The following is a 21,913-nucleotide window of genomic DNA, read 5'->3' as shown; positions in this document are numbered from 1 at the left end:
AGGGCCCCGCGTGCGACGAACAAGGCGGAGGGGCTAGTCGAGCGAGGTCACGAACTTCGACACGGCGTCCGGGTGCAGTTTCTGCGCCATCCGTCCCGCCGGTGCGAGCGACCCGAGCCGGTACAGCGGCCGGTCGGCCGGCGCCACCCCGCGGGCTTCAGCGCGCAGCTGGGCGACCAGCAGCTCCGAGAACACCAGCCCCGGGGTGTCGCCGCGGCCCGCCAGCGTGTCCGCGAGCCGCCGCAGCTGGTAGATGCCCAGCTCACGGCCGCCGACACCGGAGTACATCGACAGGGCGACGTTGATCGCCTTCTTGCCGCCGCGCACGAACAGGCCGACGGTGCGGGCGCCGCGCAGGTCGGTGACCAGCAGGTCCAGCCCGTCGGCGGTGGTCAGGTCGACGGTGCGGGTGCCGAACGCACGGACGTGCACCGAGCTGCCCTCCAGCCACACCGTGCGGCGGGCCTCGGACATGGCCAGCAGCACGACCGGCAGCGACACGACCAGGAACGTGATCACGCCGGCCCAGCGACCGCCGATGAAACCGACGATCGCGCCGAAGGCCAGTGCCACCATGAAACCGCCGATCGCGACCATGCGGGCGCGTTTGCGGACGGTCACCTTGTCGAGCAGGTCCAGGGAGAGCTTGTCGTCGGCGCTCACAGGGCGGTCCGCACCGCCTCGACCACGTCGGTCAGCGCCACGGACACCTGCTCGCCCGTCGCCAGCGTCTTCACGCCGATGGTGCCCGCCTCCAGGTCGCGTTCGCCCAGCACGAGCGCGAGCCGCGCACCGGACCTGTCGGCGGCCTTGAACCCCGCCTTCATCGACTTGCCGCCGTAGACGAGGTCCGTGCGGATGCCGGCCGCGCGCAGCTCACCGGCGACCGCGACCAGGCGGGCCCGCGCGGGCTCGCCCAGCGGAACGCCGATCACGTCGACGCGGCTGAGCTCCGGCAGCACGCCCTCGGCCTGCGCCGCCAGCAACGCCCGGTCGACGCCCAGGCCGAAGCCGACACCGGAGAGCTCCTGCCCACCGAGCTGCGCCATCAGGCCGTCGTAGCGGCCACCGCCGCCGATGCCCGACTGCGCGCCCAGCCCGTCGTGCACGAACTCGAACGTCGTCTTCGTGTAGTAGTCGAGGCCGCGGACCATGCGCGGGTTCTCGACGAACTTCACGCCCAGCTCGGTCAGGTAGCCCTTCACGAGCTCGTAGTGCTCACGGCACGCGTCGCACAAGTGGTCCACCATCAGCGGTGCCTCGGCGACCAGGGCGCGCACCTCCGGCCGCTTGTCGTCGAGCACGCGCAGCGGGTTCAGCTCGGCCCGCTGACGGGTCGGTTCGTCCAGCGGCAGCGTCGCCAGGAACCGCTGCAGCAGCTCGCGGTACGCCGGGCGGCAGTGCGCGTCGCCCAGCGACGTCAGCTCCAGCCGGTAGCCGGTGAGGCCGAGCGCGCGGAAGCCCGCGTCGCCGACGGCGATGACCTCGGCGTCGAGCGCCGGGTCGTCCACGCCGACCGCCTCGATGCCGACCTGGTGGAACTGCCGGTACCGGCCTGCCTGCGGAGCTTCGGCGCGGAAGAACTGGCCCGCGTAGTAGAGCTTCACCGGCAGCGGGCCGCGGTCGAGGCTGTGCTCGATCACGGCCCGCATCACGCCCGCGGTGCCCTCGGGGCGCAGCGTGATGGAGCGGTCGCCGCGGTCGGTGAAGGTGTACATCTCCTTCGTGACCACGTCGGTCGACTCGCCGACGCCGCGCGCGAACAGCGCGGTGTCCTCGAAGACCGGCAGCTCGACGTAGCCGTAGCCCGCGAGCTCGGCCGCGCGGGTGAGCGTCGACCGGACGTGCGTGAACGCGGCGGACGTCGGCGGGATGTAGTCGGGAACGCCTTTGGGAGCGGAAAACACGTGTCTCAGAGTCCTCGGTGCGGGGCGGCCGGAGCGTCTCGCAGCTGAACCAGGTAGGGGTTCGTCGCGCGCTCGCGGCCAATGGTCGTCGTCGGTCCGTGGCCGGGCAGCACCACCGTGTCGTCGGGCAAGGTCAGGACCTTGTCCTGCAGGGACGACAGCATGCGGGAGTGGTCGCCGCCAGGCAGGTCGGTGCGTCCGATGGAGCCGGCGAAGAGCGTGTCACCCGAGATCACGAGGCGACCGCCCTCCTGCGCGCCGGACCGGAACATCACCGACCCGCCGGTATGGCCAGGGGTGTGGTCGACGGTGATCTTCAGCCCGGCCAGGTCGAGCTCGGCTCCGTCGTCGAGGGTGCGCACCTCGGAGGGTTCGCGCATCTCCAGGTTGCCGCCGAAGAACGCGGCCGACTCGCGGCTGATGCCCTTCAGCGGGTCGGAGAGCATGGCGACGTCGTCCGGGTGGATGTAGGCCGGGACGTCGTTGCCGTCGCAGACCGGCGTCACGGAGAACGTGTGGTCGAAGTGACCGTGCGTGAGCAGCACGGCGACCGGTGCGAGCCGGTGCTCGCGCAGTGCCTGCTCGATCGGCTCGACCGCGTCCTGACCGGGATCGATGATCACGCAGGGCTCACCCTCACCGGTCGCCAGGACGTAGCAGTTCGCCTGGAGCGCACCGGTCGGGAACCCGATCACGAGCACGAGAATGACCTCCCTAGTCCCCGACAGCGTAACCACTACACAAAGGTCATATGCCCAGGCCCTAGACTCCCGAGCCGACCGCCCTATTCGCATGAGTCCCTGGGGAGGGAGCACGTGCCCACCAACGAGCAGCGACGCGCGAACGCCAAGCGCAAGCTTGAGCGTCAGATGGTGTACCGCCAGGAGCGGGCCAAGAAGCGTCGCATCATCGCCGTCATCTCGACGGTCGTCGTTGTTGCGCTCGTCGGAGCCGGCGTGTGGTTCCTCTCCACGCACGACTTCGGCAACGGTGACGCGGAGGCGTCGGAGACCCCGCAGCAGGAGTCGGTGGACAAGGCGGAGAACATCCCCACCGCGCTGCACGCCGTCCCGAAGCGCCCCACCCCGCTGCCGGAGAAGGTGAGCTGCGAGTACACCAAGGGCACCGAGCCGGCGGCCAAGGAGAACACGATCCCGGCGAACGGCGAGCAGCCCGCCACCGGCACCGTCGGCGTCACGCTGGGCACGTCGATCGGCGACCTGAAGTTCAACCTGGACCGGTCGATGGCGCCGTGCACGGTGAACAACTTCGTGACCCTGGCGAAGCAGAAGTACTTCGACAACACCACCTGCCACCGGCTCGTGGTGACCGGCATCCAGGTGCTGCAGTGCGGTGACCCGGCCGGTACCGGCACGGGCGGCCCCGGGTACACGTTCAAGGACGAGGTCTACCCGGAGATGACCTACGGCCGCGGCGTGCTGGCCATGGCGAACGCGGGCCCGGACACCAACGGTTCGCAGTTCTTCATCGTCTACGGCGACGGTTCGAACCTGCAGGCGAAGTACACGATCTTCGGCACGGTCGACGAGGAGTCGCTGAAGAAGATCGACGAGGTCGCGAAGACCGGTGCGATCTCGCAGACCCCCGGCCAGGGCGACGGCAAGCCGAAGACGCCGGTCGACATCAAGTCGGCGACGGTCGCGAACTAGTCCGCTCAGGTGCATTTCGCGCGCTAACTCTTCACACGCAGAAGCCCCCGGCCGATTCGGCCGGGGGCTTCTGCGTCTTCCCCGTGGTGCAACGATCTCAGGTGTCGCTGTCGTTTCGCTGACGTCCGATTTCACGGGCTCCCGGTGGTCAGGATCAGGACGCCGATGTGACGCGGTAGACGTCGTAGACGCCCTCCACGCTGCGGACGGCCTTCAGGACGTGCCCGAGGTGCTTCGGGTCGCCCATCTCGAACGAGAACCGGCTGACCGCCACCCGGTCGCGTGACGTGGTGACCGACGCCGACAGGATGTTCACCCGCTCGTCCGCGAGCACCTTCGTTACGTCGGAGAGCAACCGGTGCCGGTCGAGCGCCTCGACCTGGATGGCCACCAGGAACACCGACGAGGCCGACGGGGCCCACTCGACGTCCAGCAGCCGTTCCGGCGACTTCAGCAGCTCGTCGGCGTTCGTGCAGTCGGTCCGGTGCACGGACACGCCACCGCCGCGCGTGACGAACCCGAGGATGTCGTCGCCGGGCACCGGGGTGCAGCAGCGGGCGAGCTTCACCCACACGTCGCCCGCGTCCTTGACGATCACACCGGCGTCGCCGGTGGGGCGGCGGCGGGTGACCGTGGACGGGGTGGCGCGGTCGGCGAGCTCCTCCTCGGCGTGCTCGACACCGCCGAGCTGCGCGACGAGCCGTTGCACGACGTGGCGGGCCGAGGTGTGGCCCTCCCCCACCGCCGCGTACAGCGCGCTCATGTCCGGGTAGTGCAGCTCCTTGGCCAGGGCCTGCATGGAGTCGACGGAGACGAGCCGCTGGATCGGCAGGCCGACGCGGCGCACCTCCTTGGTGATCGCCTCCTTGCCCTGCTCGATCGCCTCTTCCTTGCGCTCCTTGGCGAACCACTGCTTGATCTTCGCCTTGGCCCGCGGGGAGGCCACGAAGCTCAGCCAGTCGCGCGACGGGCCCGCTCCCTCGGCCTTGGACGTGAAGATCTCGACGACCTCGCCGTTCTCGAGCTTGCGCTCCAGTGCGACGAGGCGGCCGTTCACGCGGGCGCCGATGCAGCGGTGGCCCACCTCGGTGTGGACGGCGTAGGCGAAGTCGACCGGGCAGGACCCGACCGGCAGCGTCTGCACGTCCCCCTTGGGGGTGAACACGAAGATCTCGCGGGCGGCGAGGTCCCAGCGCAGCCCTTCGAGGAACTCACCGGGGTCGGCGGCCTCCCGCTGCCAGTCGAGGAGCTGGCGCATCCAGGCCATCTCGTCGATCTCGACGGACTTGCCGTTGTGCGTGCCCTTGGTCTCCTTGTACCGCCAGTGCGCCGCGATGCCGTACTCGGCGCGCTGGTGCATCTCGTGCGTGCGGATCTGCACTTCGAGGGGCTTGCCGTCGGGACCGATGACGGTCGTGTGCAGCGACTGGTAGACGCCGAACCGCGGCTGCGCGATGTAGTCCTTGAACCGGCCGGGCATCGGCTGCCACGCGGCGTGCACGACACCCATGGCGGCGTAGCAGTCGCGCACCTCGTCGACGAGGATGCGCACGCCCACCAGGTCGTGGATGTCGTCGAAGTCGCGGCCGCGGACGATCATCTTCTGGTTGATCGAGTAGTAGTGCTTGGGCCGGCCCTCGACCTTCGCGACGATCCGCGCCGTGTCGAGCTGCCCGTTGAGCTCCGCGACGACGGTCCGCAGGTACGTGTCGCGACTCGGCGCGCGCTTGGCGACCAGCCGCACGATCTCGTCGTACTTCTTCGGCTGCAGGATCGCGAACGCGAGGTCCTCCAGCTCCCACTTCACGGTCGCCATGCCCAGCCGGTGGGCCAGCGGCGCGAGCACCTCGAGGGTCTCGCGGGCCTTGCGGGCCTGCTTCTCCGGCGGCAGGAACCGCATGGTGCGCATGTTGTGCAGCCGGTCGGCGAGCTTGATGACCAGGACCCGCGGGTCCTTCGCCATCGCGATCACCATCTTGCGGATCGTCTCCGCCTCGGCCGCTGCCCCCAGCTTGACCTTGTCGAGCTTCGTGACGCCGTCGACCAGCCGGGCGACCTCTTCGCCGAAGTCCTCTTTCAGCTGGTTGAGCGAGTAGTCGGTGTCTTCCACCGTGTCGTGCAGCAGCGCGGCCACCAGCGTCGTGGTGTCCATGCCCAGCTCGGCGAGGATCGTCGCCACGGCGAGCGGGTGCGTGATGTACGGGTCGCCGGACTTGCGGCGCTGCGGGCGGTGCTTCTCCTCGGCGACGTCGTACGCGTGCTGCAGAAGCGCCAGGTCGGCCTTGGGATGGAGGTCACGGTGCACGGCGGCGAGAGGTTCGAGGACCTGCTTCACCGGGGCCGCACGTTGGGCGGTGATGCGCCGCGCCAGGCGGGCGCGCACACGCCGGGTAGCCGACGGTTGAACAACCGTCGCAGCGGGTTCGGTGTCTTGACTCAACCCCACGCTCCTCGGGTCTCGCGAGTACCGAGGATAACGCGTTCGCGCTGACAGAACTTCCGGTGGCGCGCTGAGCGGCACAGCTCACACGGTGAACGCTCGGGAAACTTCCGCTGGGCCGATCAGGCGACGCGGGCCAGGAAGGCGCGCCAGGCGTGGATCGTGAACACGAGCCGGTCACCGTTCGCGTTCTTCGAGTCGCGCACGAGGACATCGTCGGCGAGCGAAACCTCGACGCACTCGTCGCCGTCCTGGCCGCCGCTGTGGGTGCTCTTACGCCAACTCCGTCCGGAAGTCATCAGCGTCCTCTCGCGGTCCGCTGACGTACTTCGCCAGCATGTTCCGCGATTGTTCCGCATCCAAAGCGTGCGTCTCAGCCACGCGAAGAACCTCTTGCCCTCTCTCACGACGGCAGGGTTCTGCGAGAACACCATCGCAACCTCGTTCTCGGTGTAGACCACGGGGTCTGCCTTGGCGAAGCTGAACAGCGTGCGCGCCGACCGCATCGCCAGGGTCACGCCCGCCGAGATCGGCACGATCCGCAGCACGTGCGTGTTGAAGAGCGCCTGCAGGTACTGGTCCTCCATGAGTGCTCGCGCAGCCGGCGCAGCTCGTCACCGAGGTCTCTGCTGCAAGCGGTGGAGGTAAGCGCAGCCATGTCTGGGGAAAGTACGGATTGCAGGCCCTCCACGGACTTGCTCGTAAGGGTGAAAATGGTCCGGTGAGGACTTTCCTGTGGTGCGGTGCGATGAACGTCGTCTGGTTGCTCGCCATGGCGTACGGGGCCCTGCAGGAGGTCGGCCACTTCGACCAGCGCGCCCTGCTCGGCACGGGCACGGCGTGGGTGCTGGCGACGGTGGCGAGCTGGTCGTTGCTGCGGCGGTCGACGCGCAGGCACGCGGTGTGGGAGTACGCGGTGGTGACGGCGCCGGCCGCGCTGGTGGCGCTGGTGCTGGTCACGACCGGGGCGTGGTTCGTGTCGCCGCCGGGGCCGGGCAAGCCGCTCGCCTGATCCGCGCAACGTGAAAGGGCCCGGTGACCGACGGTCACCGGGCCCTCGGCACGAGAGCTCAGACGGCGAGCAGGGCGCTCACTTCGCGGCCCGCCAGCCTGGAGCGGCCACCCAGGGCCGGGATCTCCAGGACCACCGACACACCCGTCACGATGCCGCCGGCGCGCTCCACGAGCGTGCAGGCGGCCTCCGCGGTGCCTCCGGTGGCGAGGACGTCGTCCACGACCACCACGCGCTGACCGGGCTGGATGGCGTCCGCGGGCAGTTCCAGCGACGCTTCGCCGTACTCCAGCGCGTACGACACGCGGTCGGCGACGGCGGGGAGCTTGCCGGGCTTGCGCAGCGGCACGACGCCGTAGCGCCAGCCGTACCCGAGCGCGGCGCCCAGGAGGAAGCCGCGCGACTCGATGGCGGCGATCACCTGAGTGCTGTCGTCGATCTTGTCCTGCAGGGCGTCGACCACGGCGCGCAGGGCGTCCGGGTCGGCGAGGACGGGCGTGAAGTCCCGGAAGACGACCCCCGGCCGGGGGAAGTCCGGGACCTCACGCAGCAGTCCCAGTGCACGATCTAGCTTCAACGCTGGCGCTTTCCGGTCGGGCGGCCGCGACGGGTGTCGGCGACCTTGGCGGTGCGGTGCGGAACCGACGCGGCGGCGGCCATCGCCTCTTCCTTGCGCAGGTCGGCGGCGAGGGACTCCTCGTCGGCCGACTCGATGCCCTCGGCGTCGGGCGCCACACCGACCGACGCGGCCTTGGCGCGACGAGCGGTCACGCGCTTGGCCTGCGCCACGTACTTCGGGTCGCGCAGCTTCAGGTCCACGAGGACCGGGGTGGCGATGAAGATCGACGACAGGGCGCCGATGAACATGCCGACGAGCTGCACCAGCGCGAGGTCCTGCAGGGTGCCGACGCCCAGGATGCCGACGCCGACGACCAGCAGGCCGATGACCGGCAGCAGCGCGATCAGCGAGGTGTTGATCGAACGCATCAGCGTCTGGTTGAGCGCCAGGTTCGCTGCCTCGGCGTAGGTGCGGCGGGTCAGGCCCAGCAGGCCGCGGGTGTTCTCCTTGACCTTGTCGAACACGACGACCGTGTCGTACAGGGAGAAGCCGAGGATCGTGAGCAGACCGACGATCGTCGCCGGCGTCACCTCGAAGCCGATCAGCGAGTACACGCCCGCGGTGATGACGACGTCGTGGAACACCGCGACGAGCGCCGCGACCGCCATCCGCCATTCGAAGTAGAACGCCAGGAACAGCGTCACCACCACGAAGAACCAGAACAGCGCCCACAGCGCCTTGCCGCTGATCTCACCGCCCCAGGACGCGGAGACGGCGCTGTCGGAGATCGCCGACGGGCCGCCGCGCGGGCTGGTGTCGGTGGCCAGCGCCGACTTGAGCGCCGAGACCTCCTGCACGTTCAGCGCGGGCGACTTGACCTGGATGGTCGCGCTGTCGCCGGTGCCGACGGCCTGCACGGCGTTCGGCTTCTTGCCCGGCAGTGCCTTCGCGAACACGTCCTCGACGGTGGTCGTCGTGATCGTCTGGCCGGACTGGGAGATCGACGGCATCGAGATCTTGGTGCCACCGAGGAAGTCGATGCCCAGGTTGAAGCCGTTGAACACCATCGAGCCGATGCAGACCAGCAGGATGATGGCCGACGTGATGTACCAGCGGACGCGCTTGCCGACGATGTCGAAAGCGCCGTTGCCGACGTAGAGGCGCGTGAACACGTTGCCCATGTCAGGCCTCCTTCACGGCGGTCTTGCCGGACCCGGCGCGGTGCGACGCGCCCTCGCGGGCGGCACCGCCCAGGCCGGACAGGCTCGGGTTGGACAGGAACTTGGACTTCGAGGCGATCGCGACCAGCGGGTGCGTCACGAGGAACACGACCACGAGGTCGAGGACCGTCGACATGCCCAGGGTGAACGCGAAGCCCTTCACCTGGCCGACGGCGATCACGTACAGCACGGCGGCGGCGATGAAGCTGACCGCGTCGGCCGACAGGATCGTGCGGCGGGAGCGGACCCAGGCGCGCGGGACGGCCGAGCGGAACGACCGGCCCTCGCGCACCTCGTCCTTCAGGCGTTCGAAGAAGACGATGAACGAGTCCGCGGTGATGCCGATGGCGACGATGAACCCGGCGATGCCGGCGAGGTCGAGGGTGAACCCGATCCAGCGGCCGAGCAGCACCAGCACGCCGTAGACGATCACACCGGACAGCGCCAGCGACAGGATCGTCAGGATGCCCAGGAGGCGGTAGTAGAACATGCAGTAGACGAAGACCAGCGCGAGGCCGATGCCGCCCGCGATGAGACCGGCCTTGAGCGACTGCAGGCCGAGCGTCGGCGAGATCGTCTGCGCCTCGGAGGAGTCGAACGACAGCGGCAGCGCGCCGTACTTCAGGGTGTCGGCGAGCGACTGCGCCTGCTTCAGCGTGAACTTGCCGCTGATCTCGGTCGAACCGCCGGAGATGGCCGCCTGGATGGTCGGCGCGGACATGACCTCACCGTCGAGGACGACGGCGACGGCCTGCTGCACATTCGCGGCGGTGAACTTCGACCACTTGTCGCCGCCCTCGCTCTTGAAGTCGAGGTTGACGACGTAGCCGGTGCCGTTCGGGTTCGCGTTCGCGGCGGCGTTGCTGATGTCCTCGCCGGACAGGCGCGAGTACGTGGTGTAGTCGTCCGGCTTGACCGTGGTGTCGCCGGCGGCCGGGTGCACCGGCGCGAGGATGTACTTGAACTCGCCGGCCTCGTCACAGGTGACGAGCGGCTTGTCCAGGTCGTCGTTGCCGCGCAGCGGGTCGGCCTTGGAGCAGTCGAGCAGGAGCGCGGCCTGCTGGAGGGTCTGCTGGTCGCTGCTCTGGCGCAGCGCCTTGGCCTCCTGGATCTCCTTGGCGATCTTCGGGTCCACGTTGCCCGGCACGGACGGCTGCGAGCTGCCGGGAGCCGACGAGGACGGCGGGGTGCCGGCCGACGGCGGCGCGCTCGACGGCTGCGCTGCCAGGTTCGGAGCGGGACGGCCCTGCGGCGCGTTGCTCGACGACGGCTGGCCCGCTGACGCGCTCGGGGGCGCGGGCGTGCTGGTGGCCGGGGCGTTGCTGCCCGACGGCGGAGCGGACGTCTCGGACGGCATCGCGGTGCCCGCCGGGATCGGCTGGCCGACGACCTTGCGGAACGCGAGGCGGGCGGTCTGGCCCAGACCCTTCGCGCCCTCGCTGTCCGCGCCGGGCACGGTGATCGTCAGGTTGTTGCCGTCGCGGACGACCTCGGCGCCGGAGACGCCCAGACCGTTGACGCGCACCTCGATGAGGTCACGCGCGCGGTTCAGCGCTTCCTCGCTGGGCTGCGCGCCGTCTTCCTGACGCGCTGTCAGCGTGACGATCGTGCCGCCCTGCAGGTCGATGCCGAGCTTCGGTTTGGCGGAGCCGTTGCCCGTGAAGAACACAAGGGCGTAAAGCGCGACGACGACGACGGCGAAACTCGCCAGATACTTCGCGGGGCGAATTTGCCCGGCCGGAGGTGCCACGGTCCGTCCGTCTCCTCAGTTGACATGTCTCAGCGGAGGCGCAGATTACCCTGCGGGTTGTGAGCTGCGCGTCACTCCCCGGCACCGGTTTGCGCCGTTCACACTTGCCAGCACCGTCACCAGTGCTTCGTTGACGCCGCTGAGCGGAGACTGACACAATTGCGGACCGGGGGGCAAGCTGGGGGTTATTCCCGCTGAGCGCCTGCGCCCGAATTCGTCCTGGGGACACGGCTGACCGCCGCGTCCGTGCGCGGTCTCGGCGACCGGGCACGGACGTTGCGCGTCTGAACGCCTGAACTACTTCTTGGCGTTGTGGTCGAGCGGCTCGGCGACCTGAGCGGCGGCCGGGGCCGTGGTCGGCGCGGTGGTCGCCGTGGTGGCCGGCTCGATGACCTGCTCGTCGTCCGCCGTGTCGACGACCGCGGTCTCCTCGACGTCGACGACCTTCTCGCGGATCGCGGCGCGCAGCCACCGGGTGACGACACCCTCGGAGATCTCGATGTCGATGGTGGTGTCGTGGCTCGAGTCGGCGACGGTGCCGTAGAGACCCGACGTCGTCATGACCTTGTCGCCCGGCTGGAGCTCGTTCTGCAGCTTCTGCTGCTCGGCCATCGCGCGCTTCTGCTTGCGCGCGCTGAGGAACAGCGGCACGGCCAGCAGCACCAGCAGCAACGGGAACATCAAAGACGAAAGGTTGCCCATCATTCTCCGATCAGGTGGACATGCCTTCTCGCACGTCCGATATGTCCAGGTGCTCTCACCGATTGTGCCAGGTCACCACAGTTGATCTCCGGCGGGCGGCTCCAGCCCCAGGTGTTGCCACGCGGCGGGCGTCGCCACTCGTCCGCGCGGTGTCCGGGCCAGCATGCCAGCCCGCACCAAATACGGTTCGCACACCTCTTCCACCGTGGTCGGCTCCTCCCCCACGGCGACCGCGAGCGTGGACACCCCGACCGGTCCCCCGCCGAAGCTCCTGACCAGCGCGTTCAGCACGGCCCGGTCGAGCCGGTCGAGGCCGAGGTGGTCGACGTCGTAGACCTCCAGGGCCTGCTTGGCGATCTCCTCCGTGACCCGGCCGTCCGCCCTGACCTCGGCGAAGTCGCGGACGCGGCGCAGCAGCCGGTTGGCGATGCGGGGCGTGCCCCTGGAGCGGCCGGCGATCTCCCTGGCGCCGTCGTCGTGCAGGTCGACGCCGAGGATCTTGGCGCTGCGCTTCACGATCTGGTCGAGGTCGTCGGGGTGGTAGAACTCCATGTGGGCGGTGAAGCCGAACCGGTCGCGCAGCGGCCCGGTCAGCGCCCCGGACCGGGTGGTGGCCCCGACCAGCGTGAACGGGGCGATGTCGAGCGGGATGCTGGTGGCGCCGGGCCCCTTGCCGACGACCACGTCGACGCGGAAGTCCTCCATCGCGAGGTAGAGCATCTCCTCGGCGGGGCGGGCCATGCGGTGGATCTCGTCGATGAACAGGACGTCGCCCTCGACGAGGTTGCTGAGCATGGCGGCGAGGTCGCCGGCCCGTTCGAGCGCGGGGCCGCTGGTGATGCGGATCTGGCTGCCCAGCTCCTTGGCGATGATCATGGCGAGGCTGGTCTTGCCGAGCCCGGGGGGTCCGCTGAGCAGCACGTGGTCGGGTGCGGTGCCGCGGCGCATGGCGCCGTGCAGGACCAGTTCGAGCTGCTCGCGGACCCGGTGCTGGCCGACGAACTCGCTGAGGTCGCTGGGCCGCAGGCTCGTCTCGAGGTCGCGCTCGGCGGGGACGGCGTAGGGGCTGAGCTCGTCGTCGGTCACTTGCGCCCCAGCGTGGAGAGCGCGCGGCGCAGGACTGCGCTGGTGGACTGGTCGGGGTTGTCGGCGAGGACCTTGTCGACGGTCGCCTCCGCCGACTTGGCCGGGAAGCCGAGCCCGAGCAGCGCCTCGACGACGTGGTCGCGGGTCTGGTTGTGCTGGGCGGGCGTGGCGGCGCTGGGCAGCTGGCCGACCTTGTCGCGCAGCTCGATGATGAGCCGCTCGGCGCCCTTCTTGCCGATGCCGGGCACCTGGGTCAGGACCGTGATGTTGCCTTCGGCGATCGCGTGGCGCAGCTTGTCCGGCTCCAGCACCGCCAGCGTGGCGAGCGCGAGCCGCGGCCCGATGCCGCTGACCGTCTGCAGCAGCGTGAACAGCTCGCGGGCCTCGGCGTCGGCGAACCCGAACAGGGTGAGGCTGTCCTCGCGGACCACGAGGGTCGTCGCGAGGCTCGCCTCCTCACCGCGGCGCAGCGTGGCGAGCGTCGTGGGGGTGGCCTGGACGGCGAACCCGACGCCGCCCACCTCGACGACGGCGTGGTCGAGGCCGACGTGCTGCACCTGGCCGCGCAGTGACGAGATCACCTGTGTCCTCCGATCGCGGCCTGCACGCTCGCGCAGGCGTCCCCTCGCAAGGGGGACCCCTTGCTTTCATTCTTCCAGCCGGCACCGACAGTTTCGGTGCGCGCTGAAGCCATCATGATCCGCCTCGCCATGCCGGGCCGGTCAACCGGGCCTGGCTCGCACCGCCGCGCCACGCTCGACCCAACCGCACGAAAGCTCCCCGCGTGCACTCCCAGCGCACGAAAGCTCCCCGCGTGCGGTTGCAGTGCACGAAAGCTCCCCGCGTGCGTGAAAGACGAACGCCGGGCTCCCGCGTGCTCCGACAGGGAACGCGGGACTCCCGCGTGCCCCGGTGGGGAACACGGGACTCCCGCGTAACACCGGAACGCACGAAAGCGCCGCGCATACGACGGGAGTGCACGAAAGCGCCCCGCGTGCGATGTGAGCGCACGGAAGGGCCCCGCGTGCGTCTCGAACGGGCGGAAGAGCGGGGTTCGACGTGCGGTGCGCGGGGTCACGAACCGCCCCGGCGGGCGGCTTCGGCCAGCCGGGCCTTGTGCACGCGGGCCAGTTCGGCGGCTTTCGCCTGCGCTTCCTCCATGCGCGAGCGCATCGGCGCGCGCCAGTGGTGGCAGATGGCGATGGCGAGCGCGTCGGCGGCGTCGGCGGGCTTGGGGGCGACCTTCAGGCCGAGCAGTTTGGTGATCATGAGCGTGACCTGGGCCTTGTCGGCGCGGCCGGAGCCGGTCACGGCCGCCTTCACCTCTGACGGCGTGTGGAACTCGACGGGCAGGTTCCGCTGGGCCGCTGCCAGGGCGATGACGCCCGACGCCTGCGCGACGCCCATGGCGGTGCTGACGTTGTGCTGGGCGAAGACGCGTTCGATGGCGACGACGTTGGGTTCGTGGCGGTCCATCCACTCGCACACGCCGGTGTACAGCTCGTGGAGGCGCACGGCCAGAGGGGCGTCCACGGGAGTGCGCAGGACGTCGACGGCCACGGCACGCACGGTCCGGCCGGGCCCGCCGTCCACGACGCCGAGGCCGCACCTGGTCAGACCGGGGTCGACCCCGAACACCCGCACGACAGCCCCACTCCCGCCGACCGACCCGGACGAAACACTTTGACGAACACTCGTTCGAACCATATCCGGTGCGCCGCGGGGGGACGTGCACCGACACGGTTCGACAAGCGCACGCCGCGTTACTACGGTGGTCAGGTTTCTGATCACGGGGGTTGCCGGTGAAGCGGTTCTGGCTCGTCGCGGGGTGCGTCGGCACCTTCATGGCGGTCACCGTCCTCGCCGCGCTGACCGCGCCGCGCGACATCGGTGTCGCGATCGACAAGGTCGTGCAGCTCATGTTCGCCGTGGCGGCGTTGCTGGCCTACGCGCGTGCGGGAAACCGTTGGATGACGGCGGCGATGACCAGTCTCACGGTGGGGTTGTCGGCGTGGATCTGGGGGCAGCAGATCCTGGGTGTGCAGCTGCCGACGTCCACTATCGCGCCGTTGGGGTTCACGATGGTGCCGGTGTTGTGCCTGGCCGCGGTGATCACACGGGCACATGCCGCGCGACGGGCCGATGACCTGCTGCCGAACTACCGCAGCCGCACGGTCGTGGTGCTCGACGGGTTGATCGTGATCGGGTCGCTGTTCGTGCTGACGTGGGTGTCGGCGCTGGAGTCGCTGACCCGGCCGTGGGCGCAGCAGGGGCCGGGGTTCATCACGGTGGTCGCGCATCCGGCCGCGTACCTCGTGCTGCTCGTGACGATCGTGGTGATGTCGTGGACCCATCAGTCCGTGCGGCAGTGGTCGATGGTGTTCGTGGCGTTGGCCGGTGTCGCGCAGTCGTCGTCGGGGTGGGTCTTCGCGTTCCACATCTCGAAGGGCATCACGGCGATCCCGGCGTCGGCGGACATCGGGTTCATGTTGTGCCCGGCGCTGTTCTTCCTGAGCGCGCTGGCACCGGCGCGCGACGCCCCGGCGACGCCCGGCCGCATCCGGATGGCCGACATGCTGCACCTGCTGGTGCCGTACCTGCCGCTGGCGGTCACCGGGCTCTTCGTGCTGTGGAACACCGCGACCGGCGGGCGGCTCAACCCGGTCGAGATCTACGTCGGGCTCGCGGTCGTGTGCCTCGTGATCGTGCGGCAGCTGTTGACGATGATGGACAACGTCAGGCTGATGGACCAGCTTCGGCTCAGCAGAGAGCAGCTGCGGCACGAGGCGTCACACGACCCGTTGACCGGTGTTGCGAACCGTTCGCTGTTCCGTGAGCGATTGGAACGCGCGTTGGCCGTGCGCGACCGGTCGACGCCGTTGATCCTGCTGTTCATCGACGTCGACGGGTTCAAGTCGGTCAACGACAACTACGGCCACGCCGAGGGCGATGTCGTGCTGCGCAACGTCGCGGCGCGGCTGGAGCACAGCGTGCGGCCGGAGGACACGGTGGCGCGGCTCGGCGGCGACGAGTTCGGCGTGCTGGTCGACGGCGGCGACCCGGAGGAGCTCGGCGAACGGCTGCTCGCGGCGCTGACCCACCCGCACGAGGTGCACGGCCGCGTCCACCGGGTGCGTGCCAGCATCGGTGTGGCACAACGGCGTTCCCACGACCCCTCGGTGACCGCCGACGACGTGCTCGGAGCCGCGGACGCCGCGATGTACACGGCGAAGCGGCTCGGCAAGGGCATGGTCGTCGTGCACGGCGCCCCTCTTCCGGAGATGACGTGACCCCAGAGCAGTTGATCGAGGACCTCGGCATGCAGGAGCTGCCGGTCGAGGGCGGCCACTTCGCGCAGACGCACCGCTCGGAGGAGGTGTCGGCCATCGCGTACCTGTTGCGGCGGCCGGACTTCTCGGGCATGCACGTGCTGGAGCACGTGGAGATCTACAGCTTCCACGCCGGGTCTCCGTTGCGGATGCTGCTGCTGCACCCCGACGGCACCGTGTCGCAGCCGTTGCTGTCGGAGTCGAACCCGCAGGTCGTGGTGCCCGCGGGCGTGTGGCAGGGCAGCGCGCCCGCCGGCGAGTGGTCGCTGGTCGGCACGGTGGTGGTGCCGCCGTACACCGACGACATCGTGTCGTTCGGCCACGCGGACGACCTGTGCGCGCGTTACCCGTCTCACGCTTCGGAGATCAGGGGCTTGTGCCGCTTCTAAGATCTCCGGAATGGCGCTTGTCCCGCTCAACGGCATCGAGCTGAACGTCCAGACCGAGGGCACCGGTGACCTCGTCGTCCTGGTGATGGGCACCGGCAGCCCCGGCCGGGTGTGGCGCACCTACCAGGTGCCCGCGCTGGTGAAGGCCGGCTACCGGGTCGCCTACTTCGACAACCGCGGGATCAAGCCGTCGTCGGAGTGCGCGGACGGCTTCACGATCACCGACATGGTCGCCGACACGGCGGCGCTGATCACGCACCTGGGCGGTCCCGCGCACGTCGTCGGCACCTCACTCGGCGCGCGCGTCGTGCAGGAGCTGGCACTGGCGCGTCCCGAGCTGGTGCGCAGCGCGGTGCTGATGGCGACCACCGGGCGGCCCGACCCGGTGCAGCAGCTGTGGTCGCGCGGCCTGCGGGAGCTGCACGACAAGGGCATCGAGCTGCCGGCGTCGTTCTACGCGGCGGCTTCGGTCACGCGGAACCTGGCGCCGGCCACGCTGGCGGACCCGGTGATCGCGCGTGACTGGCTGCAGATGTACGAGTTCGCGGCCACGATGCCCACCGCGGGTGAACGGGCGCAGCTGGCGCTGGGCGAGTTCACGCCGCGGGTCGAGGCCTACCGCGGCATCACCGTCCGGTCGCTCGTGATCGGGTTCGCGGACGACCGCGTCCTGCCGGCCCGGCTGTCGCGCGAGGTGGCGGACGCGATCCCCGGCGCGCGGTACGCCGAGGTGGCCGACTGCGGGCACATCGGGTACCTGGAGCGGCCCGACGAGGTGAACCGGCTGCTGGTCGAGTTCCTCGGTGGCGCGTGAGGCGGCCGGCGCCCGGACGGCTTCAGCGGTGCGCGGCCTGGCCGGTCGGCCGGAGCAGGATCTCGTTGACGTCCACAGTGGACGGCTGTGACACCGCGTAGAGCACCGCGCGCCCCACGTCGGCGGGCTCCAGCTTCGGGTCGTCCACACGCGACGCCGGGATCGCCTCCGTGTCGACGAGTCCCGGCTGCACCACGGTCACCCGCACGCCGGTCCCGACCGCCTCCGCGCGGATCGCCTGCGCCAACCCCGTGGTCGCCCACTTCGTCGCCGAGTACAGGCTCCCCGGCCGCACGCCGCGGCCCGCCGCCGACCCGGTCAGCACCAGGTGGCCGCCGGACCGCAGCAGGGCGGGCATCGCGGCGCGCGCGGTGAAGGCGGGACCGCAGACGTTCGTCACCACCATCGCCGCCCATTCGGCTGGTTCCGCACCACCCGAAGTGGTGAACGAGGTGTCGACCGAGGCGCCGGCGTTCGCGAACACCACGTCGATGCGGCCCCAGCGGGACTCCATCCGGGACATGAGGTCCTGCACGGAATCCCACGAAGACACGTCGCATTTGGCGTCCCAGCCGCGATCGCCGACAGATTCTTCGGCCGAACGGGAGGCGCGCACGACGCGATAGCCCGCTTCCGAAGCCAAGGAGGCGGTGGCCGCGCCGATGCCGCGGGACGCGCCGGTCACCACGAAGACCTGTTCCATGATCGGCAACCCTAGTCAGGGAGATGTCAGCGGCGCCTGTTTTGATGAGCCGCATGACTTTGAACCGCAGGTCCGTGTTCGGGCTGGGCACCGTCGCGGCCGCGACGGCCGTGCTCGGGCCCACCGGCACAGCACAGGCGCAGGAGGAGGCGGAGGTCGAGATCGAACGCTTCCCGACCACCGCCGAACGGTCGCGCAAGCGCGTCGCGCAGGTCTACCGCAGGCAGGTGAAGAAGGCGCGCGGCACGTGGTCGTCGTACATCACGGTCGCGGACCTGGACGGCAACACCCGGCCCGCGGTCGACGAGAACGCGGACGCCGTGGTCGAGGCCTACAGCGTCAACAAGGTCGCCGTCGCCGTGGCGGTGCTGGACAAGGTGGACCGCGGCCTGGTCAGGCTCGACCAGACGGTCACCGTGTCGGCCGCGATCGTCATCCAGGACACCGACGGCATCTTCGCGCTCGACGGGGCGTACCCGAGCGAGGTCACCGTCGGGCACGCGCTCGCGAACCTGCTGACGGTCTCGGACAACACCGCGGTCCGGCTGTGCGGGCTGGTCGTCCCGGCGCTGGAGCTCAACGAGATCCTGCGTTCCAAGGGCTTCGTGCACACCCAGGTCGTGCCGGTCGCCAACCCGAACCGGTTCTTCCTCGGCACGACGACGGCGCGGGAGACGCACGCGCTGCTGCAGAAGCTGGTCGACGGCGAGCTGCTCTCGCCAGCGTCGACGGCGTACCTGCTCAACATCCTGCGGGCGACGGCGAGCTTCACCGACGGCGTGCGCCTGAACCTCACCACCAACGAGCGGTTGCGCGTCGCGACGAAGGCCGGCTGGTACGAGGACGGCCGCAACGAGGCCGGGATCATGTTCAGCGAGGACAACCGGGCGATCCTGGTGTACTCGATGTTCGCCTCCGGCGCGTTCAGCGGCGACAAGGCGCAGAACGACCAGGACTTCAGCACCACGCACCCGGCCGTCGCGGCCCGCGCGGAGCTCGGCCGGTCCATGTTCGACGCGGTCATCAAGATCACGACCAGCAAGCCGAAACACCGCGCAAAGGTTTACAGGTTCTTCAACGGCGGCTGATTCCTGAATTTTGTTCGAAAACCGGGTCACCGGGTAGTGCTTCTCGGCTATACACGTACCAGCGCCGGGGTCGGTCGTCGCCGCCGTCGACGACCGGCTTCCCCGCGTCGCTGAGCAGGTCGCCAGATGTCAGCGCCGATTTGATCATGTGTTGGTGGTACTTGCAGACGCCTGGGCGGCAACGAGGGGCGGGCAAGGCTTCTGGCCAGGTGCTCAGAGGGCCGGTTCCACAATGGAGTGGTACCGCCGCGACACCTCCCCGATCACCTCGTCGAAGTCCGCGGCCCAGATCTCGGCGTTGAAGATCTCCACCTCGACGTCCCCCGCGTACCCGGTCGCGGCGACCTGCCTGGTCAGCCGGTCGAGGTCGATCACGCCGTCGCCGGGGTAGCCGCGGCCGAGCAGCACGTCGGCGGGCACCGGCGTGAGCCAGTCGCAGACCTGGTACGAGGCGATGAGCGGGCCCGCGCGGGCGATCTGCGCGTCGACGTCGGGGTCCCACCAGACGTGCAGCGCGTCGACGACGACGCCGGCGGACACGTGCTGCTCGGCGAGGTCGAGGGCCTGCGCCAGCGTCGACAGCACGCCGCGGTCGGCGCAGAACACCGGGTGCATCGGCTCCAGTGCCAGCGTCACGCCCGCCTCGGCCGCGTACCCGGACAGCTCCGCGACCGCGTCCGCGACCCGGTGACGTGCGCCGGTCAGGTCCTTGTCGGCGGCGACTCCCCCGACGACCACCACCAGGGTGTCCGTGCGCAGCGCCGCCGCCTCGTCGATCGCGCGGCGGTTGTCGTCCAGCGCGGCGCGGTTGTCCACGGCGGTGAGGAACCCGCCGCGGCACAACGACGACACGCGCAGTCCCGCGTCCGCGACGAGCTTCGCGGTGCGGTCGAGGCCGTGGTCGGCGACCGGTTCACGCCACAGGCCGATCGAGGTGATGCCGTGCCGAGCACAGCCCTCGACGGCCTCCACGACGGTCGCTCGCTTGATCGTGGCCTGGTTCAGCGAGAGGCGAGCCACTGCTGCCACCGCCGTTCCGCGAGCTCGGGCTCGACCACGCCGGCGACCTCGGCGAGCCGTTTGGCCTCGGCCAGGTGCTCGACGCCGCGGGCGGTCTGCAGGCCGTCGAGCAGCAGGAACCGGTCCTGGTGCCCGGCCAGCCACGCCAGGAACACCACACCGGTCTTGTAGTAGTAGGTCGGTGCGCTGAACAGATGGCGTGACAACGGGACCGTGGGCGCCATGATCCGGTGGAACTCCGCGGTGTCGCCCTCGTCGAGCTTGCGCAGCGCCTTGGCTGCCACCGGTGCGATCGGGTCGAAGATGCCGAGCAGCGCGTCGCTGTGGCCGTGCTCGTCGCCCGCGATCAGGTCTGGGTAGTGGAAGTCGTCGCCGGTGTAGCAGCGCACGCCGGATGGGAGCGCCCGCCGCAGCCCGATCTCGTGGCCGGCGTCGAGCAGCGAGACCTTCACGCCGTCGACCTTGTCCGGCCGGAAGTGGACGACCTCCAGGAAGTTGCGGGTGGCCTGCGCGACGTCGGCGGCACCCCAGTAGCCGGCCAGCGCCGGGTCGAACGCGGTGCCGAGCCAGTGCAGGACCACCGGCTCGCTGACGTTGTCGAGCAGCGTGCCGTAGACGTTCGCGTAGTCCTCCGGCCCGCGGGCGCACGCGGCGAGCTGCCGTGAGCACATGAGCACCGGCTGCGCGCCCGCGTCCTGCACGACCTCCAGCTGCTCCAGGTAGGCGCGGAGCACGTCGTCGAGGCCGGCCGCGCCGGTGAGGTGGTCGGTGGCGACGCCCGCGCAGATCCGCCCGGCCTTCTCGGCGGCGCTGCGGCGGACCAGCTCGGCGGCGGCCGGCCAGTCGAGGCCCATGCCGCGCTGGGCGGTGTCCATGGCCTCGGCGACGCCCAGGCCGTGCGACCACAGGTGGTGCCGGAACGCGAGCGTCGCGTCCCAGTCCACCGTGCGCTCGTCCCGCGCGACGACGTGCGCGGCGGCGAAGACCACCCGGCTAGACATCGGCGAGCTCGATCCTGCGACCCTCCGAAGAGGACCGCAGCCCCGCGGCCGCCAGCGCGACACCGCGTGCGCCGGCGCGGAAGTCGTGCGGGAACGGCGTGCCCACGCAGACGTGCCGCAGGAACTCCGCCCACTGCACCTTGAAGCCGTTGTCGAACTCCTCGTTGTCCGGCACCGCCTGCCACTGCTCGCGGAACGGGTGGGTGACCGGCAGGTCCGGGTTCCACACCGGTTTGGGCGTGACCGCGCGGGGTTGCACGAAGCACTCGCGCAGCCCGGCGACCGCGCTGCCGTCCGTGCCGTCCACTTGGAACTCGACGAGCTCGTCGCGGCGCACCCGCACGCACCAGGACGAGTTGATCTGGGCGATGATCCCGTTCTCGAGCTCGAAGATGCCGTACGCGGCGTCGTCGGCGGTCGCGGCGTACTCGGTGCCCTGCTCGTCCCAGCGCGTCGGCACGTGCGTGACGGCGCGCGCGGTCACGGCCTCCACCCGGCCGAACAGGTTGTGCAGCAGGTAGCTCCAGTGGCAGAACATGTCCGAGACGATGCCGCCGCCGTCCTCGGCGCGGTAGTTCCAGCTCGGGCGCTGCGCGGGCTGCCAGTCGCCCTCGAAGACCCAGTAGCCGAACTCGCCGCGCACGCTGAGGACGCGGCCGAAGAACCCGCCGTCGACCAGCCGCTTGAGCTTGCGGATGCCCGGCAGGTAGAGCTTGTCGGCCACGACGCCGTGCTTGACGCCCTTCTCGTCGGCGAGCGCGGCCAGCCGCAGCGCCTGCTCGACGGTCTCGCTGACCGGCTTCTCCGTGTAGACGTGCTTGCCGGCCTCGATCGCCTTGGTGATCGACTCGACGTGCTTCGACGTGACCTGCGAGTCGAAGTAGACCTGCACGTCCGGGTCCGCGAGCGCGCCGTCGAGGTCCGTGGTCCAGCGCGCGAGGTCGTGCCGTTCGGCGATCTCCTTGAGCTTGTCGGCGTTGCGGCCGACGAGCACCGGCTCGACCTTGAGCACCGTGCCGTCCGGCAGCCGCACGCCCTCGTCGCGCAGCGGGAGCAGGGACCTGACCAGGTGCTGGCGATATCCCATCCTCCCGGTGACGCCGTTGACCGCCACTCCGATGGTCCGAACCGCCATCGCACCTCCCTGGTAGCAGCGCTGGAAAGCGCTTTCCCGCCACGCTAATAGCGGTACTTCGCGGCCGTCAACCTCCGTGGGAGCTAGT

At 70.1% G+C, this 21,913-nt stretch carries 22 protein-coding genes; 6 read left to right on the top strand and 16 right to left on the bottom strand.

What is annotated here, in order from left to right:
- Window positions 1–33 precede the first annotated feature (33 nt).
- From ACZ7CF_RS27445 to ACZ7CF_RS27435, 3 genes are read right to left on the bottom strand one after another with little or no spacing between them, the layout of a single operon-like run.
- On the bottom strand, window positions 34–663 hold the full coding sequence (locus ACZ7CF_RS27445; RefSeq protein ID WP_360392305.1) for a hypothetical protein: 630 nt from the start codon (window positions 661–663) through the stop codon (window positions 34–36).
- Window positions 660–1,907: a histidine--tRNA ligase gene (hisS, locus tag ACZ7CF_RS27440; RefSeq protein WP_470370900.1), complete on the bottom strand. Its 1,248-nt coding sequence runs from the start codon at window positions 1,905–1,907 to the stop codon at window positions 660–662. The genes ACZ7CF_RS27445 and hisS overlap by 4 nt, the downstream gene beginning before the upstream one ends.
- A 5-nt stretch (window positions 1,908–1,912) precedes the next feature.
- Window positions 1,913–2,608, bottom strand: a complete 696-nt coding sequence (locus ACZ7CF_RS27435) for an MBL fold metallo-hydrolase (protein ID WP_458430981.1) — start codon at window positions 2,606–2,608, stop codon at window positions 1,913–1,915.
- A gap of 114 nt (window positions 2,609–2,722) precedes the next feature.
- On the opposite strand from ACZ7CF_RS27435, the gene ACZ7CF_RS27430 reads away from it, so the two are divergent.
- Window positions 2,723–3,577: a peptidylprolyl isomerase gene (locus ACZ7CF_RS27430; protein ID WP_470370899.1), complete on the top strand. Its 855-nt coding sequence runs from the start codon at window positions 2,723–2,725 to the stop codon at window positions 3,575–3,577.
- A 154-nt stretch (window positions 3,578–3,731) separates the two neighbouring features.
- Here ACZ7CF_RS27430 and ACZ7CF_RS27425 read toward each other — a convergent pair whose 3' ends face one another.
- Window positions 3,732–6,017, bottom strand: a complete 2,286-nt coding sequence (locus tag ACZ7CF_RS27425; protein ID WP_458430980.1) for a RelA/SpoT family protein — start codon at window positions 6,015–6,017, stop codon at window positions 3,732–3,734.
- A 122-nt stretch (window positions 6,018–6,139) separates the two neighbouring features.
- Window positions 6,140–6,565, bottom strand: coding sequence for a DUF397 domain-containing protein (locus ACZ7CF_RS27420; RefSeq protein ID WP_360392316.1), 426 nt, complete (start codon window positions 6,563–6,565; stop codon window positions 6,140–6,142).
- A gap of 173 nt (window positions 6,566–6,738) precedes the next feature.
- Between ACZ7CF_RS27420 and ACZ7CF_RS27415 the strand changes: the two genes are divergently transcribed.
- Entirely contained in the window at window positions 6,739–7,029 is a 291-nt protein-coding gene (locus ACZ7CF_RS27415) for a hypothetical protein (protein WP_360392319.1), read from the top strand.
- Between the two features lie 58 nt (window positions 7,030–7,087).
- Here the strand turns inward: ACZ7CF_RS27415 and ACZ7CF_RS27410 are convergent, their stop codons facing one another.
- The 7 genes from ACZ7CF_RS27410 to ruvC form a co-directional block, all read right to left on the bottom strand.
- On the bottom strand, window positions 7,088–7,606 hold the full coding sequence (locus tag ACZ7CF_RS27410) for an adenine phosphoribosyltransferase (protein WP_360392321.1): 519 nt from the start codon (window positions 7,604–7,606) through the stop codon (window positions 7,088–7,090).
- Complete coding sequence (gene secF / locus ACZ7CF_RS27405; RefSeq protein WP_360392323.1) at window positions 7,603–8,769, bottom strand: protein translocase subunit SecF; 1,167 nt, start codon at window positions 8,767–8,769, stop codon at window positions 7,603–7,605. Before secF ends, ACZ7CF_RS27410 begins: the two co-directional genes overlap by 4 nt.
- Before the next feature lies 1 nt (window position 8,770).
- Window positions 8,771–10,558: a protein translocase subunit SecD gene (gene secD / locus ACZ7CF_RS27400; protein WP_360392326.1), complete on the bottom strand. Its 1,788-nt coding sequence runs from the start codon at window positions 10,556–10,558 to the stop codon at window positions 8,771–8,773.
- A gap of 297 nt (window positions 10,559–10,855) precedes the next feature.
- A complete protein-coding gene (gene yajC, locus ACZ7CF_RS27395) occupies window positions 10,856–11,239 on the bottom strand; it encodes a preprotein translocase subunit YajC (protein WP_360392687.1) in 384 nt (127 codons plus the stop codon).
- Between the two features lie 93 nt (window positions 11,240–11,332).
- Window positions 11,333–12,346 (bottom strand): Holliday junction branch migration DNA helicase RuvB, encoded by a 1,014-nt coding sequence (ruvB, locus tag ACZ7CF_RS27390; protein WP_360392329.1) that lies wholly within the window; start codon window positions 12,344–12,346, stop codon window positions 11,333–11,335.
- Window positions 12,343–12,927, bottom strand: a complete 585-nt coding sequence (gene ruvA / locus ACZ7CF_RS27385) for a Holliday junction branch migration protein RuvA (RefSeq protein ID WP_470370898.1) — start codon at window positions 12,925–12,927, stop codon at window positions 12,343–12,345. Before ruvA ends, ruvB begins: the two co-directional genes overlap by 4 nt.
- A 493-nt stretch (window positions 12,928–13,420) precedes the next feature.
- The gene (ruvC, locus tag ACZ7CF_RS27380) at window positions 13,421–13,990 is read right to left on the bottom strand and encodes a crossover junction endodeoxyribonuclease RuvC (RefSeq protein WP_360392335.1); all 570 of its coding nucleotides are present in this window, start codon (window positions 13,988–13,990) and stop codon (window positions 13,421–13,423) included.
- Between the two features lie 158 nt (window positions 13,991–14,148).
- Here ruvC and ACZ7CF_RS27375 point away from each other — a divergent pair, with 158 nt between their 5' ends.
- Genes ACZ7CF_RS27375 through ACZ7CF_RS27365 form a run of 3 tightly spaced genes read left to right on the top strand, consistent with a single transcriptional unit; the run spans window position 14,149 to window position 16,878 of the window.
- Entirely contained in the window at window positions 14,149–15,636 is a 1,488-nt protein-coding gene (locus ACZ7CF_RS27375) for a GGDEF domain-containing protein (RefSeq protein WP_360392337.1), read from the top strand.
- A complete protein-coding gene (locus ACZ7CF_RS27370) occupies window positions 15,633–16,064 on the top strand; it encodes a cupin domain-containing protein (RefSeq protein WP_360392340.1) in 432 nt (143 codons plus the stop codon). The genes ACZ7CF_RS27375 and ACZ7CF_RS27370 overlap by 4 nt, the downstream gene beginning before the upstream one ends.
- Window positions 16,065–16,074: 10 nt before the next feature.
- Window positions 16,075–16,878 carry an alpha/beta fold hydrolase gene (locus ACZ7CF_RS27365; protein ID WP_470370897.1) on the top strand — a complete coding sequence of 268 codons (804 nt, stop codon included), beginning with the start codon at window positions 16,075–16,077 and terminating at the stop codon, window positions 16,876–16,878.
- A gap of 22 nt (window positions 16,879–16,900) precedes the next feature.
- On the opposite strand, the gene ACZ7CF_RS27360 is transcribed toward ACZ7CF_RS27365, so the two are convergent.
- Window positions 16,901–17,584 (bottom strand): SDR family oxidoreductase, encoded by a 684-nt coding sequence (locus ACZ7CF_RS27360; protein WP_470371061.1) that lies wholly within the window; start codon window positions 17,582–17,584, stop codon window positions 16,901–16,903.
- 50 nt (window positions 17,585–17,634) lie between these two features.
- On the opposite strand from ACZ7CF_RS27360, the gene ACZ7CF_RS27355 reads away from it, so the two are divergent.
- Window positions 17,635–18,669: a serine hydrolase gene (locus ACZ7CF_RS27355; protein WP_360392345.1), complete on the top strand. Its 1,035-nt coding sequence runs from the start codon at window positions 17,635–17,637 to the stop codon at window positions 18,667–18,669.
- A 213-nt stretch (window positions 18,670–18,882) separates the two neighbouring features.
- Here ACZ7CF_RS27355 and ACZ7CF_RS27350 read toward each other — a convergent pair whose 3' ends face one another.
- The 3 genes from ACZ7CF_RS27350 to ACZ7CF_RS27340 are packed head-to-tail and all read right to left on the bottom strand — an operon-like array spanning window position 18,883 to window position 21,825.
- Window positions 18,883–19,689 (bottom strand): sugar phosphate isomerase/epimerase family protein, encoded by an 807-nt coding sequence (locus ACZ7CF_RS27350; RefSeq protein ID WP_458434348.1) that lies wholly within the window; start codon window positions 19,687–19,689, stop codon window positions 18,883–18,885.
- Window positions 19,671–20,690, bottom strand: a complete 1,020-nt coding sequence (locus tag ACZ7CF_RS27345) for a dihydrodipicolinate synthase family protein (protein WP_470370896.1) — start codon at window positions 20,688–20,690, stop codon at window positions 19,671–19,673. The genes ACZ7CF_RS27350 and ACZ7CF_RS27345 overlap by 19 nt, the downstream gene beginning before the upstream one ends.
- Window positions 20,683–21,825, bottom strand: a complete 1,143-nt coding sequence (locus ACZ7CF_RS27340) for a Gfo/Idh/MocA family protein (protein WP_470370895.1) — start codon at window positions 21,823–21,825, stop codon at window positions 20,683–20,685. The genes ACZ7CF_RS27345 and ACZ7CF_RS27340 overlap by 8 nt, the downstream gene beginning before the upstream one ends.
- Window positions 21,826–21,913: the final 88 nt, after the last annotated feature.

The organism is Lentzea sp. NPDC036955, assembly GCF_055608005.1.
This window is presented reverse-complemented; position numbering and strand designations above follow the sequence as displayed.